At 46.6% G+C, this 13,705-nt stretch carries 13 protein-coding genes, 1 tRNA gene and 2 CRISPR repeat arrays; of the genes, 3 read left to right on the top strand and 11 right to left on the bottom strand.

The annotated features are described in order from the left end of the window. Window positions 1-261: 261 nt before the first annotated feature. Window positions 262-1,708: direct repeats of the CRISPR family, unit length 33 nt; unit sequence ATTTCAATCCACGCACCGCGTGAGCGATGCGAC. A gap of 148 nt (window positions 1,709-1,856) precedes the next feature. The 4 genes from AC5OW4_RS07180 to AC5OW4_RS07165 form a co-directional block, all read right to left on the bottom strand. Continuing rightward, window positions 1,857-2,684: a SagB/ThcOx family dehydrogenase gene (locus AC5OW4_RS07180; protein WP_229056786.1), complete on the bottom strand. Its 828-nt coding sequence runs from the start codon at window positions 2,682-2,684 to the stop codon at window positions 1,857-1,859. A gap of 101 nt (window positions 2,685-2,785) precedes the next feature. After that, the gene (locus tag AC5OW4_RS07175; RefSeq protein ID WP_072684717.1) at window positions 2,786-3,049 is read right to left on the bottom strand and encodes an FAD-binding protein; all 264 of its coding nucleotides are present in this window, start codon (window positions 3,047-3,049) and stop codon (window positions 2,786-2,788) included. A gap of 7 nt (window positions 3,050-3,056) precedes the next feature. After that, window positions 3,057-3,524 (bottom strand): hypothetical protein, encoded by a 468-nt coding sequence (locus AC5OW4_RS07170; protein WP_493676825.1) that lies wholly within the window; start codon window positions 3,522-3,524, stop codon window positions 3,057-3,059. Window positions 3,525-3,976: 452 nt separating this feature from the next. Continuing rightward, a complete protein-coding gene (locus tag AC5OW4_RS07165; protein ID WP_072684715.1) occupies window positions 3,977-4,270 on the bottom strand; it encodes a response regulator in 294 nt (97 codons plus the stop codon). Window positions 4,271-4,483: 213 nt separating this feature from the next. Here AC5OW4_RS07165 and AC5OW4_RS07160 point away from each other — a divergent pair, with 213 nt between their 5' ends. Further along, window positions 4,484-5,566, top strand: coding sequence for a hypothetical protein (locus AC5OW4_RS07160; RefSeq protein ID WP_493676824.1), 1,083 nt, complete (start codon window positions 4,484-4,486; stop codon window positions 5,564-5,566). Between the two features lie 244 nt (window positions 5,567-5,810). Beyond that, a CRISPR array of direct repeats spans window positions 5,811-6,182; the repeat unit is 34 nt; unit sequence GTTCGCATCGCTCACGCGGTGCGTGGATTGAAAT. Between the two features lie 421 nt (window positions 6,183-6,603). On the opposite strand, the gene AC5OW4_RS07155 is transcribed toward AC5OW4_RS07160, so the two are convergent. From AC5OW4_RS07155 to AC5OW4_RS07135, 5 genes are all read right to left on the bottom strand, one after another. Continuing rightward, window positions 6,604-6,677, bottom strand: a tRNA-Thr gene (locus AC5OW4_RS07155). Window positions 6,678-6,727: 50 nt separating this feature from the next. Continuing rightward, window positions 6,728-7,291 carry a Maf family protein gene (locus tag AC5OW4_RS07150; RefSeq protein ID WP_072684713.1) on the bottom strand — a complete coding sequence of 188 codons (564 nt, stop codon included), beginning with the start codon at window positions 7,289-7,291 and terminating at the stop codon, window positions 6,728-6,730. Beyond that, window positions 7,288-8,070: a type III pantothenate kinase gene (locus AC5OW4_RS07145; RefSeq protein ID WP_072684712.1), complete on the bottom strand. Its 783-nt coding sequence runs from the start codon at window positions 8,068-8,070 to the stop codon at window positions 7,288-7,290. The genes AC5OW4_RS07150 and AC5OW4_RS07145 overlap by 4 nt, the downstream gene beginning before the upstream one ends. Before the next feature lie 3 nt (window positions 8,071-8,073). After that, window positions 8,074-9,276 (bottom strand): bifunctional phosphopantothenoylcysteine decarboxylase/phosphopantothenate--cysteine ligase CoaBC, encoded by a 1,203-nt coding sequence (gene coaBC / locus AC5OW4_RS07140; RefSeq protein ID WP_072684711.1) that lies wholly within the window; start codon window positions 9,274-9,276, stop codon window positions 8,074-8,076. 91 nt (window positions 9,277-9,367) lie between these two features. Next, window positions 9,368-10,009 (bottom strand): ECF transporter S component, encoded by a 642-nt coding sequence (locus AC5OW4_RS07135; protein ID WP_072684710.1) that lies wholly within the window; start codon window positions 10,007-10,009, stop codon window positions 9,368-9,370. A gap of 274 nt (window positions 10,010-10,283) precedes the next feature. Between AC5OW4_RS07135 and AC5OW4_RS07130 the strand changes: the two genes are divergently transcribed. Further along, window positions 10,284-11,135, top strand: coding sequence for a delta-lactam-biosynthetic de-N-acetylase (locus AC5OW4_RS07130; protein ID WP_493676823.1), 852 nt, complete (start codon window positions 10,284-10,286; stop codon window positions 11,133-11,135). A gap of 367 nt (window positions 11,136-11,502) precedes the next feature. Here AC5OW4_RS07130 and AC5OW4_RS07125 read toward each other — a convergent pair whose 3' ends face one another. Both AC5OW4_RS07125 and AC5OW4_RS07120 read right to left on the bottom strand, forming a co-directional pair. Continuing rightward, on the bottom strand, window positions 11,503-12,030 hold the full coding sequence (locus AC5OW4_RS07125) for an iron dependent repressor, metal binding and dimerization domain protein (protein WP_072684708.1): 528 nt from the start codon (window positions 12,028-12,030) through the stop codon (window positions 11,503-11,505). Between the two features lie 310 nt (window positions 12,031-12,340). Continuing rightward, complete coding sequence (locus AC5OW4_RS07120; RefSeq protein ID WP_072684707.1) at window positions 12,341-13,018, bottom strand: GntR family transcriptional regulator; 678 nt, start codon at window positions 13,016-13,018, stop codon at window positions 12,341-12,343. A gap of 136 nt (window positions 13,019-13,154) precedes the next feature. On the opposite strand from AC5OW4_RS07120, the gene yfcE reads away from it, so the two are divergent. Continuing rightward, window positions 13,155-13,697, top strand: a complete 543-nt coding sequence (yfcE, locus tag AC5OW4_RS07115; RefSeq protein WP_072684706.1) for a phosphodiesterase — start codon at window positions 13,155-13,157, stop codon at window positions 13,695-13,697. Window positions 13,698-13,705 lie beyond the last annotated feature (8 nt).

Here is a 13,705-nt window from a genome sequence, read left to right as displayed (position 1 = left end):
TCAGACGTGTGCTCTTCCGATCTTCCTAATACAACAGTCTTTAATAATTATATTATATCCCATTTTCTAATTATTCCTACCAGAAAATAAGATTTAACTAAAGTCAACTTCTATCAATTAGATTAACAACAAAAAAACGGCGTTATACCATAACAATCAATACATTGCTTGAGATAAAATTCTAGTTATAAAACGATTGGCAAAAATTCACGCACTGCCAGTGGGACATGTCTTAAGGTTATGGATAAATTTAAGAAAGAGATTTCAATCCACGCACCGCGTGAGCGATGCGACGAAAAAAAATGGAGCTCAAACTTAAAAGTTTAAATTTCAATCCACGCACCGCGTGAGCGATGCGACAGCCTGTCCGTGATCTATATCCGGTCGTTTTGAGGATTTCAATCCACGCACCGCGTGAGCGATGCGACGTAAAAAAAGAGGATACATCTGCCGCAAAAATAAGAATTTCAATCCACGCACCGCGTGAGCGATGCGACGAACTTGCCGCTATGGCTTATCTTCTCGGCCGTATTTCAATCCACGCACCGCGTGAGCGATGCGACCCCAGAAGCGCGGTTACTGCGGCTTAAAAGCAAATTTCAATCCACGCACCGCGTGAGCGATGCGACCGGCGGCCGTCATCGTCGTTATTGAGACTCCCATCTATTCAATCCACGCACCGCGTGAGCGATGCGACCATACGGCGACGAAGCACAGATCAATCAGGGAATCATTTCAATCCACGCACCGCGTGAGCGATGCGACAAAGAGAGGATAATGAAATGGCAGGAAGAGACAGGATTTCAATCCACGCACCGCGTGAGCGATGCGACCTTTTTTTTCCAACGAATAACTAGCCCACGAACCAATTTCAATCCACGCACCGCGTGAGCGATGCGACAAAGCATTACTTGCCGCTAAGTTTGCCTCGCCGATTTCAATCCACGCACCGCGTGAGCGATGCGACGAAGGTTCCTGGCTGGAGCGCACGTATGGAAAGATTTCAATCCACGCACCGCGTGAGCGATGCGACTCATAATCTTTGATGTCGGTCTCAATCATAAACCCGATTTCAATCCACGCACCGCGTGAGCGATGCGACTGACCGGATCCCAAACAGAAGAAGGAACCTCTGAATTTCAATCCACGCACCGCGTGAGCGATGCGACCCGGCGGAGATGGCCGTCTTAAATTCAAGAAAGATATTTCAATCCACGCACCGCGTGAGCGATGCGACCCAAGAACGCATCGAATCAATCTACAATGACACAATTTCAATCCACGCACCGCGTGAGCGATGCGACGTGTCGTGGACGGTTTTGTGATAGTTGAAGGCTTTATTTCAATCCACGCACCGCGTGAGCGATGCGACAGATGCACTTGTTGGAAGAATACCGCCACAAACAATTTCAATCCACGCACCGCGTGAGCGATGCGACCCATAATAGAATAGCTTTTAATGTTAGTATAAAAAATTTCAATCCACGCACCGCGTGAGCGATGCGACCCCGTATGGCTGTTATGACATCCAGCCATGGCGATTTCAATCCACGCACCGCGTGAGCGATGCGACGTGTAGCAGGCTTTTAAGCTTTTTTATATCAATGGTATTTCAATCCACGCACCGCGTGAGCGATGCGACTTAATTGTTGATCAGCTATATAAACGAGACCGCATTTCAATCCACGCACCGCGTGAGCGATGCGACGGCAAATAAGAAACTTAATGACTTCTATTTGTTTCCTATTTCGATTCTATGATAAACAATCTTGGGTACACTTGCAATATTTTCTTTAATTTTCACATTTTCCCGGTGCGAACCTCCCAGGATTTCTATGTTCACTTCACGTTCGCACTTAAAAACCTTCTTCTTCCACAAATCGATAGAAACCTTTTTCTTTCTCAATATCCGCAGAACTAATCGTTCCTACAGGTGCAGTATAAATAATAAATTCCTCATCTTTATCCAATCCAAAAATGTCACTGCAAACTTTATCATCAAACGCCGCAATCCCGCAAATCCCTAAATTTAGCGCGGCGCAGCCCAGATATAAATTCTGTCCAACATGTCCCACATCGATCAATGCCACTCGATGCGCTCGAATCCCATATCGCCACTCGCAACGATAGGCTACCAGCGACCAATAGAAAACAACACTCGCTTTGCTCGCCCAGCGCTGTCCGCACAGTGAATCCGAAATCATCTGCTCTTCATTATCTATTCTATGTAAAAATTCAAGCGCATGCTTCATCGGCAAATAATGATAAACTCCACAATCCAATCCTTCGCACATCCGCACAATCAAATACGTTTCAAATCCATGACGAGCACCGCCGGATGGCACCGTTCGCAATGTCGCATATCGCTTTCCACGAATTTCTTTCACCCCTTGACTTACCCATAATAAATACGATAATTGAAGCAAACTGATCGGCTGCTGAGTAAAAACACGAGAACTATGCCGTCTTGATAAAATCTCAGTAAAATTCCCATCAATATCCAAATCTTCAAAATTATGCGGCAGTATTATTCTCTGTTCGCTTATCGCAGCCTTCACGAGTGGCGGCTGCGGTTTCTTCAACTGCTGATCAGATACAAAATCATCCTGATCTGCAATACTCTGACAATGCAAAAACTGCCGGCCTTCCCGAATAAGTGTCTGTATACGCTTTTCATCCATCATTTTAAGGCCCTCCCTTTTCTTTATTATAACAGTCCGCAGGAAAACAAAAAGAAAAACTCCATCCCAACAAAGTCAGAATGGAGAAAATCATATCTATTTTTTCAGCAGGTATGCCCTGCCAGACAACCATGGGTCATTGCCATACCGACTGAGTTGCCTGCCATCGGCGTGCTGTAACCTAAGCCATAACGGCCACCTAAACAATTACCCGCCGCATACAGGTTGCCGATCTTTTCCCATTGTGTATTCAGCACGTTTTGTTCGGCATCCGTAACCAGTCCCGACAACGTAACCATTGACGGGTTGCCGCCATGACCTAAATTTCCAGCTCCGCCATAGAACGGCGCTTTTTCAATCGGGATCATGAATTCTTTATCTTTGCCATAATCTGTATCTCCCTCGGCATAACTCATTATAATGCGCAATACTGTCAAGAAAATTCTGTTTTGCTTCCCCCTCATAACCTAACAAGTCTGCCAATTCTTCCAGCGTATTGGCAGCAAAAACCGTACCCTTCATCATTTTCCGTTCTGCCAGATTTGCCCCGGTGACTGTCGAGCCTTCCGGATTGCCGATCTCAACCGCATCCATATCGGCTTTCAATACATCGTAAAAATCATCCATGCCAAAGTTAGGCGCTCCGTGATCCAGCGGCGCCTTCGCTACAGTTTCGCTCCAGTTCGCATCCGTGACATAGCAAGCTAAGCCTGCCAGCTGACGTTTAGATACGGAACCCAGCTGACTGATTGCGCCTTCGTTGCAGAAACGTGTACCTTCAACATTCAGCATCAACACCGGACAGGTTCCCCAAGGACCGCTTACACCGCCTCGCAGCGCCATCTATCCACGCGGGGAATCTTCAATCATGCCGCCAGCCCAACAGCCCATTTTATGACCGATTCCTACACGAATCGTCGTGCTCGCTCAATCTTCAGCCTTTATCCATACGCTCTGCCCATTCCATGCCTTCATTCAGTAAAGCTCAGCACATTTTCGGATCGCCAATGAAGTCACCGGCGGCTAAGATAACACCTTTGCTCGCTGTGAATTAATGTATTCGCCGACGGTATTCCTTGCAATTAACCCCATGACTGTCCTGTCATCCGCCTGAATTAAGACAACACCGGTATGCTCGAAGAACCACTCGGCTCCATGTTCCTGCATATATTTAACAATGTATTTGTGGACAAATTCAATATTATTTCCCTGATAGCTATAGAATTGCGAATTGTATGACCATGTATTCTAACCACCGCAATGGATCAGATAGGAAACCTTTGCCCCGCTGTAAGCTACTTTGTGTTGCATAACGGATATTGGGCAAGATTCGAAATAAAAATAATGATCAGATCCTCATCCTGTTTTCTGATTTTAGCGGCTGCCTGCGTTTCATCCATTTTATCCATTTGGATATCCAATAACGCAAGATCAAAAGAATGCGGAGGTATGGAGGAAAAACTTTCACCGTCCTGAAATACAGTAATTTGCAAGTTTAACTTTTCATCATGCTGGATCCGATTCAGAATTTCCTCCATGCGTTGGATTTCCGGCAGAGAATCTTCTATCAGCGACACTCTGATCATCATCCTTCCCCTCCTTGTGTTTCCTTGTGAAATCTTTACGTTATTCGTATCATCCCGTAATTTCAGAGACCAAACAATCCGGATTCAGAAAAGCAGATTCTCGTACAAAGACTATTTGAACATTTTTAGCGACTGATTGAAAATCGTGATCTTCTTTTTTCAGTGGCAATTCGTGATATAATGAACGAAAAGAAAATAGGAGAGGATTTTTGATAGATGAATACAAACAAAACGATGGTCATGGCGATCAATTTTCCATTCTGTCTGCAGGAAGAAAACTTAGCGCATCCTTTTCAGATTCTTGGGGATTCACAAACTAAGCTGGATTATGTGGAAGCGTTGAGCCGTGAGATCCACAGTGCTGCGGCTGATTTTCAAGATGTTACTTTTACTGCAGTAAAGTTTGCTGGATGTCCAACGATCATGAACGCGGATAAATTAGGAATGTTATTGCATCAAATTCGACAGGAATATCGGTTAGCAAATTTCTGCGAGGTGAGCATTGAAACGTTGCCCAATACCGTATGTGTCCCTTTATTAAGTGAATTGAATCATGGACAGCCTACTCGTTTCCAACTAAGAGTTCATTCGCTGCAACCACGAGAATTGCTGACATTGAAAGTTCCGTTTATCCTGTCGGATGTTCAAAATGCGGTCTTATTTTTGGATAAATTCCGGGTTAATAATGTTTCTATGGTATTAGATTTGGGAATTCCTGGACAGACGTTTGTTTCTTTAAAGCGCACATTGCGTTCTTGTTTGGAAATGGAGCCGGATCATCTGATGCTGCGGCCGTATTTAGGACCAAGAGGACAAGCTGATCAAAAATTACAGCGTCGAATGTTACTTTCCACAGATGCGTATTTAAAAGAGCAGGAATGGATTGCTTATGCGCCAGGACTTTATTGTAAAAAGGAGTGCCAAGATCAGTTCTTAAGTCAATTATGGTTGCAAGGCGAGGTTGTCGGCTTTGGTTTAGATGCTTATTCCTGCTTTGATGGTTATCAGTACAGGAACACACGAAACTTGGAAACTTATATAAAGGAAGCTGATAATTGTCAGCAGTTAATTGAAAATCCTCAGGCTTTATCTTCGGAAGAAATGGCTATGCGAAAACTTCGCGGGCAGTTATTATTGGACCAGCAAGCTGCCGCTGAAGGATATACAGAGTGTATACAAAGTGAAATTGATTCTTTTATACGTCAGGAATGTCTTATCAATCGAGAAGGAAAATTATCTTTATCCGCTGAAGGATTGGGAACTTTCTGGTTTAGCTTATTGAATGATGCTTATTATTAAAAACTGATAAAGGTCAGGAATGTCTTATTGGAGACAAACCTGGCCTTTTCCTAAAATTAGTAATGAATATTTTCAATAAAAATTGAGGATATTCTGGTGCGAACCAGAAGTGAACATGAAAATCCAGGGAGGTTCGCACCGGAAAGATGTGAAAATTGAAGGAAATATTGCAAGTGTATCCAAGATTGTTTATCATAGAATTGAAATAGGAAACAAGTAAAAGTCATTGAGTTTCTTATTTGCGGTTCGCATCGCTCACGCGGTGCGTGGATTGAAATAACTCATTGCCAATACAGTTATAAAGCAATTCTGTTCGCATCGCTCACGCGGTGCGTGGATTGAAATAGGGCCGCCGGAGCGGCGTGGGATTATCTGCAAGTTCGCATCGCTCACGCGGTGCGTGGATTGAAATCTTTTGTTGATAATGACGATCTCATAAACTTTGAGTTCGCATCGCTCACGCGGTGCGTGGATTGAAATCATAGCTGCGGAAACACTCATGACGCCCGTTGAGGTTCGCATCGCTCACGCGGTGCGTGGATTGAAATCCGTTAACTACGATGGTGAAGATTGGTCTGTAGAGTTCGCATCGCTCACGCGGTGCGTGGATTGAAATTATAAATATCAGTTTCTGAGCACAAGCAGCGTATGAATTAAAACTTTTTCAAATCATGTGAATTAATTAGATTGAACAAAAAAGTCTCGCTTAAGAATAAGTAAGATTTGCTCCAACACAGAAATGTTTTATTGGAAAACTCATGTCAAACATTGTATCGGTTATTATTAAATTGCTCCGCTAATCTGCTTTACAAAAAAGTAAATCAATAACTTAAACAAAAGAGTTCAGCTAGCAGAACTTGAAAAATCAAAACTCCGACAACCATGAAACCAACACGATTGTCTATATTCAACCCCATTATTCATAAAAACTCAAAACATCGACCAAAATCATAAAAATTCAAAAAGTGGTACGATTTTGGTACGAATGGAAAACTAAGGAATCAAAAAAGCCCTTAACTAAGGGCTTTATCGTTAACTGGTGCCGATACCCAGAATTGAACTGGGAACTGAGCATTACCATTGCTCCGTTTTACCATTGAACTATATCGGCAGGCATTTAATATAATATCAGTTACTTATAAAAAATGCAACAGTCTTTTTTCAGAAATCAAATTTTTTCAAAGCTCGCAGGACACGCGCAACCGGGAATCCCATAATTGAGTAAAAATCACCAATAATTCTCTTCACCAGAAAAAATCCCTCTCCCTGAATTCCATACGCCCCCGCTTTATCCAACGGCTCGCCCGTCGCTACATAAGCTTCAATCTCCTCTGCCGTTAATGGATAAAATTCCACATCACTCACATCGCAGAAACAAATCCTCTGATCAGCGGAAAGCAAACATACGCCGGTCATAACCTGGTGCGTTTTCCCCGATAACCGTGTAAGCATCGCTTTCGCCTCTTCCGCATCTTCAGGTTTCCCTAAAATCTGCCGCTCCAGCACCACGATCGTATCCGCACCGATCACTACCGCTTCCGGATATCGTTCAAACACAGTGTACGCTTTTCGCCACGCCAACTCCTCCATCGCCGCTTCCAGCGGAATATCCGAATTCAATGCTTCATCAATATCCGCAACCTCGACGCGAAACGGAATATGGCAACGTTCCAAAAGCTCTCGCCGGCGCGGCGACTGACTCGCAAGAATTAATTCACGCTTCATTCCCGATTCCCCTTCTGATTTTTATCATAAATAATCTTCATTCCCTTAAACGCCAAATCCGGATCATATTCATCAATGCAGTTCGTTTCCTTCACCAAAATACGGCCCAACCCTCCCGTGGCAATCACTTTCAGCTGCGGCTGGTTTAGTTCCTCTTTAATCCGACGCACAAGATATTCTACCTGTCCAATATAACCATAGACCAACCCCGACTGCATTCCTGAAACAGTATTTTTTGCTAAAACACGCTCCGGCTTGATAATCTCAATTTCCGGTAATTTCGCCGTCATCGACCACAAAGCCTGGGCTGCAATCTCAATTCCAGGTGAAATCACAGTATATTCAAACACCCCTTTGCCGGAAATATAGTCATAGGTCGTGGCCGTACCGAAATCAATGACCAGACACGCCTGATGATACAAGTGATAAGCAGCCGCGACGTTCACAATCCGGTCGGCCCCCACTTCTTTCGGATTTTCTGAATTCACGGAAATTCCTGTTTTGACACCCGGGCCAATGATGAGCGGTGTACAATGAAAATATTTAATCACCGCACTTTCCAAAGAATGCATGATTTTGGGAACAACGCTGGAAATTACGACGTCGTGAATCAGGGAACTGTCAATTAACCGGGTTGACAACATCGTCCACAATACCATTCCCAATTCATCCGAAGTCCGCGGCGTTTTCGTCGTCATCCGAAATGTCGCTTTTAAGTCGTCATGATCAAACACGCCGACTGTGATATTGGTATTCCCAACATCCAAAGTCATCAACATAGGCTATTTCTCCCTTTTCTCTTTCAAGATTACCAGACAACGCTTCAGCAGCTCATAGGCCAGATCTTCCTTGCGCATAAGCGGCAGCGTTTCTTCACCCTGGGCGGTGATCACCGTGACCCGGTTTGTATCGATTCCAAAGCCAGCTCCACTTTCCCGCAGGTCGTTCGCGACGATCAGATCAGCATGCTTGGATGCCAACTTTGTACGCGCCCGCGCTAACAGCTGCTCGGTTTCCATCGCGAAGCCGCACAATACCTGATCACTCCGCTTTCTCTCGCCTACGGCTTTCAGGATATCCTGCGTTCGCTTTAATGTCAGCTGGAATTCCCCATCTGTCTTTTTTATTTTTTCCGAAGCCGTTTCCACCGGCGTATAATCCGCCACCGCCGCCGCTTTGATAATCAGATCTGATTCGGAAGCCCGGCTGAACACAGCTTCGGCCATCGCCTGTGCGGAAGTCACCGGCTGGTCCTCTACCCCGCGCAAAGCAGGCAAAGCGGTCGGACCATGGACTAACGTAACCTCCGCGCCCCAGTTCCGCGCAGCTTTGGCAATCGCATATCCCATTTTTCCACTGGAATGATTCGTCAGATACCGGACCGGATCCAAAGCCTCCTGGGTCGGCCCGGCACTGACCAGCACCTTCAATCCTGCCAGCGGCTTCTCCGTGATCAAAGCCTGTTCAATCTCATCCTCGATCACATCCAATGGCGCCAGCCTCCCTTTGCCGACGTCGCCGCACGCCAGTAAACCGCTGTCCGCCTCTACAATCCGCATTCCCCGCGCCTTCAACAACCGCAGATTTTCCTGCGTCGCCGGATTTTCCAGCATTCCGGTATTCATCGCCGGGCAGATGATTTTCGTGCAGCTGCAGGCCAGAAAAGTCGTCGTCAGCATATCGTCCGCCAGTCCCTGAGCCAGTTTGGCGATCACATTCGCCGTCGCTGGAGCGATCACAAACACATCCGCCTGTTTCGCCAGGGAGACGTGCTGAACATGATATTCGAAATTCCGATCAAATGTATCCACACTGACTCGATGACCGCTCAGCGTTTCAAAAGTCAGCGGGCTGACAAACTCCGTCGCATTGCGGGTCATGATCACGTGAACGTCCAAATCCCTCTTTTTTAAATCACTTGTCAGCTGTGCCGCTTTGTACGCGGCAATGCCGCCGGTGACGCCTAAAATCACAGTTTTCTTCATCAGTTCCTCCCTGCCGTCAGAAACGGTTTTTTCTTTTTCATCAAACTCTTAGGCTGATGCCTCAACGGATCTATGTCTTTAATGATTACGATCATTCCCCAGCTGGCTTTTTCATCTTCCCTTTTGTTAGCGGCAGCAGAGCCCGGCCGACCGCGAGGACAATCACAGCGCCGATCGCCATTTCCAAAAGTCCGTTCGTCATGACCACGCCCAGCAACAACGCCGCCAACCCTGACAGCGCAACCCCTTTTACCGCGGCATACGCCGAGCCGAAGAAAACATAAATCCCCAGCATGACCAGAGCCGTATGCGTCAACGTACTGATCAGCGCTGCCAGAATCAGACTGACATTGATCTTCTTCGTCGTTTTCATCAGCAAGGTAAACAACACACCGGCCAGCCAGCCCAACAAAACCCGCGGTCCGATCGCAATGATCAAACTCGCCAATCCGCCGTGAAATTCGCCAACCGAGTAAAACGGTGAAAAGACAAACGAGGTCACCGTCGGCGTCAGGGTGTTGACAATCACACTGCTGATCCCGAAGATCAAGCCGATTGCGCTCCCGGCTTTCGGCCCCATCAGAACTCCTGCCAGAATGACCGGAATATGCAGCGTCGTCGCCCGCACCGGACCGATCGGAATGTAGCCTAACGGCGTCAGCATCAGCACAATTTCGATGCAGCCGAACAACGCCAGCAGCACCATGTTCTTCGTCTTCTGTTTCGATTTCATATTTTCTGTTTTCCTCCTGTCACTCCCTTCCCGGGATGCAACGTACTGAAATTCGAGAATCCCTGCCAAAATGCCATCCATCGGATAGAAGTCCGTTACGATCTCCTTGCGAGGTGACAATCCGGATTGTGGGAATTCATTTTTATTATACTCAAGATCCCCTCCAATTCAACCGTTTCACGACCGGAAGGCGACAAAATTCTACCAAAAATAGACAGCTCTGAATTTGTTGAACAGTTGCCATACTAACGGTACAGGAAATGAAGGTGAACGGATGAAAAGAATACCCTATGTCATTTTAATCAGTCTGCTTTTCTTAAGCGGATGCCAGAGTCAGCCCGGAAACGAGGATCCAACGGCCAGGGTCGGGTCCATAACCGATGATGTTCCGGAAATCAATATTCCGGAAACTGATATCGACTTTTCGCAATTCAGTACGCTGGACGCCCGGATGCATGCGTGGGGCTTGGGCAAAGACAAAGATGAAAACGGCCAGCCCGCAGACGCGGTGCTCGCGAATCAAAAGTATAAAGCTTATGACGCCGTCTTTGTCGGGCGGCCGGATCAGAAGGTCTATCTGACCTTTGACAATGGCTACGAAAACGGAAATACACCGAAGATTCTGGATACGCTGAAAGAGAAAAACGTCAGCGCCGTCTTCTTCGTCACATCCCAATATGTATTGGAAAATCCGGATTTAATTCAGCGAATGATTGATGAAGGTCATGTGATCGGCAATCACAGCTATCATCATCACTCCTTCCCGACGATCAGCATTGAGAAAGTTTACGATGAGATCATGCAGCTGGACGCGCTGTTGTTGGATCAATTCCAATACAAGATGACGCTGGTTCGGCCGCCGAAGGGAGAATTCAATGAACAGTCGCTGGCCTTATGCAACGTATTAGGCTATCAGACTGTGCTGTGGTCGTATGCTTACTACGATTACAATGTCGCCGATCAGCCGGATCCGGCAACTGCGCTGAAGAAAAATCTGGATAACGCACATCCCGGCGCCATTTATCTTCTGCACGCAGTCTCGGATACCAATATGCAGATTCTCCCTGATCTGATCGAAGGCTTGCGGAAGCTGAATTATGAAGTAGCCCGCTACGATTTAAAATAAGACTTTAGAAAAAAGAATCTGTTCTCTTTCTGAAAAGAAAGAGTGAAAGACAAATTCCGTTTCAAAACAGAGGCTGGCTTTTGAAGGGGAACTTACTCAAACTTGCGTAAAAAATTAAGGGCAGGGAGGATCAAGCTTATAGTTTGATCCTCCCTGCTTCTTTGCGCAAAAATTCTAAGACCCGCCTCAAAACTGAGTAAGGACCGTTAAAGGATTGGTCTTTTTTCTTTTTAATTGACTTTTTTCTCCGCTCTGCAGCTCATGAATTGAAAGTTCGGACAACAATAATACAGTCAGCTTCGACGAGTACAGCCAACATTGCCAGATCAGACAGAGATGTTCCTGTCTTGCTCACCAACACGACTGGTTAATGGTTCAACTGATCGTCATTTTCATTGACCGCGGGAGCCGTTTCCCCCAGGCGCATCGCTTCCGACCGGAATTGTTCCAACCGGGCCTCCGCGGCAGCATCCTGATCGAAATAATCGACGAGCAGATCCAGACACCGCAAAGTTTCCGGCGAACTCATATGTTCCAGTTTTTCCGTTTCTTCCAGCAGTTGTTCCGCTTTAATGCCTGCCAACTGCAGAAATCGAGCTACCCGCTGATGCCGCTCCAGCAAGGCTTTTCCCTGCTTCCAACCTTTCTCTGTCAACTGCACGTCCCCATAGTTTTCCACAATCAAAAAACCTTCGGCCGCCAATTTACGCAGCATTTTACTGACCGAACTGCGTCCCACCTGAAGTGCGCTGGCCATGGCGGACACCCGGAGCGTTTGATTTTCCTGCTGCAGCCGGTATATCATTTCCAGATAGTCTTCCATTGCTGCCGTCAGCTGATCCGCTTCATTCCGTGCCGCTTCCCGAAACGGCCGAAATCCCTTGTTTTCCGCCATCCCCTTCGCCTCTTTCCCTAGTCTCTGCCGCTTTGCCACGTTTCTATCCTGCTCCATATTATTCTTAAATCCTTCGTCCGTGCGGGCTGCCTCAACAGGCAGAATATCCCGTTTCGCAAAGAAAAAGCTGGGGTATCCGCTTCCCAGCCGCTCATTCAAACAAGCTTGACATGTTCAATTACGCAACAGACTAACAGAAAACAGACTGAAGCTCCAAGTCCCACAGCGCAGAATTTCGACATCAACTGCTGCTTATACCTCGTTTTTTCCTGGTTTCCATTGAAGAAAGCCTTCGTTTTTTCCTTCTACGTTACGCTTCTTCTTCCACCTGCGGGAGTTTAAAATATCGACTAAATTCCCCCTGAATCCGATCATGCAGCCGCCGCACACCACCTTCCAGATGATACCGCATGACTTCACCGCAGCGCTCCCGCTGGCGCTTTTCCACAATTTCCACAATTTCCTCATGTTCATGAAGCAATTCATTCATTGAGAAATTGGCTTTGACGTCCAACATTCGGAAACGCGAATAATGTACTTTCATCTGATTGATAATCTGCCACATGGCCCGCTGACCGGCGATCGCAAAGATATGCTCGTGAAATTCGCTGTCCAACGCGTAGAATTCATCCGGCGTCCGCTGCTTCGCAATCGCTTCCCGCTGATGGGCCAAATCTGTTTTCAGCTGCTGCAGCTGGGCGGGCGTTCTCCGTTCGATACCATCTTTCAGAATCTGAATTTCCACGATCGTGCGCATGTTGATCGTCGCCATGACCAATTCCATATCAATCAGCGATACCTTCGTTCCCCGCTGCGGCAGGACTTCCAGCAAGCCGTCGTTGCACAACCGCAGGAATACATCGCGAACCGGGGTTCGGGACACCTGGAATCGCCGCGAGATTTCATTTTCGCTGATCAACGCTCCCGGTTCGATTTTCAGATCGATAATTTCTTCCTTTAACTGATTGTAGATCTCCAATTTATCCATCCTGAGTCCCCCTCATACAGTTAGTATACAAGGTGTCCGGGAGGGATTCAAGTTTCATTTTTCCACGGCAATTTCAAAGAAATTCTCACTGTCTCTCCTGATCATGATATAATGCAGGCGATAAGGAGGACAAGCTATGAAATTTTTAGTCATTTCTGATATTCACGGTTCTGCCGACTATATGGAAAAAGCGCTTGAAGCTTATACCCGGCATAAACCAGATCAAATCCTGCTGCTGGGTGATATCCTCTATCACGGCCCGCGCAATCCGCTGCCGCAGGGCTACAATCCCCAGAAAGTCGCGGCGCTGCTCAATCCGCTTGCCGATAAAATCATCGCCGTCCGCGGCAACTGCGACGCCGAAGTAGATCAGATGCTTTTGAATTTTGATATTCAGCGCGACTGCGCGACCCTCTTTTTGGGCGGACACCGGATTACGGCGACGCATGGTCATCTGTTTCCGCTTGATCCGCCCCCGCACAGCTTCCCCGGCGATATCTATTTGTTTGGACATATCCACGTTCCTGTCATTCGTCAGGAAAACGGAATTACGCTGCTCAATCCCGGCTCGATCACGCTGCCAAAACAAAATTCACCGCATACCTACGGACTGCTGGACGAAAACGGATTTACGATCATGACCGAGGATCACGAAGTCTATCAATCGCTTACCTTCTGAGCGCGACA

Source organism: Holdemania sp. (assembly GCF_986127675.1).
The sequence above is the reverse complement of the archived record's forward strand: the minus strand, read 5'-3'. Positions and strand labels throughout refer to the sequence as shown.

Coding starts and splice junctions, on each gene's coding strand:
- AC5OW4_RS07135 (WP_072684710.1), bottom strand. CDS start 10,009: ATGAAATCGAAACAGAAGACGAAGAACATGGTGCTGCTGGCGTTGTTC.
- AC5OW4_RS07145 (WP_072684712.1), bottom strand. CDS start 8,070: ATGTTGATGACTTTGGATGTTGGGAATACCAATATCACAGTCGGCGTG.
- AC5OW4_RS07120 (WP_072684707.1), bottom strand. CDS start 13,018: ATGGATAAATTGGAGATCTACAATCAGTTAAAGGAAGAAATTATCGAT.
- AC5OW4_RS07180 (WP_229056786.1), bottom strand. CDS start 2,684: ATGATGGATGAAAAGCGTATACAGACACTTATTCGGGAAGGCCGGCAG.
- AC5OW4_RS07165 (WP_072684715.1), bottom strand. CDS start 4,270: ATGATGATCAGAGTGTCGCTGATAGAAGATTCTCTGCCGGAAATCCAA.
- AC5OW4_RS07125 (WP_072684708.1), bottom strand. CDS start 12,030: ATGGCGGAAAACAAGGGATTTCGGCCGTTTCGGGAAGCGGCACGGAAT.
- AC5OW4_RS07160 (WP_493676824.1), top strand. CDS start 4,484: ATGAATACAAACAAAACGATGGTCATGGCGATCAATTTTCCATTCTGT.
- coaBC (WP_072684711.1), bottom strand. CDS start 9,276: ATGAAGAAAACTGTGATTTTAGGCGTCACCGGCGGCATTGCCGCGTAC.
- AC5OW4_RS07175 (WP_072684717.1), bottom strand. CDS start 3,049: ATGATCCCGATTGAAAAAGCGCCGTTCTATGGCGGAGCTGGAAATTTA.
- AC5OW4_RS07130 (WP_493676823.1), top strand. CDS start 10,284: ATGAAAAGAATACCCTATGTCATTTTAATCAGTCTGCTTTTCTTAAGC.
- yfcE (WP_072684706.1), top strand. CDS start 13,155: ATGAAATTTTTAGTCATTTCTGATATTCACGGTTCTGCCGACTATATG.
- AC5OW4_RS07170 (WP_493676825.1), bottom strand. CDS start 3,524: ATGGCGCTGCGAGGCGGTGTAAGCGGTCCTTGGGGAACCTGTCCGGTG.
- AC5OW4_RS07150 (WP_072684713.1), bottom strand. CDS start 7,291: ATGAAGCGTGAATTAATTCTTGCGAGTCAGTCGCCGCGCCGGCGAGAG.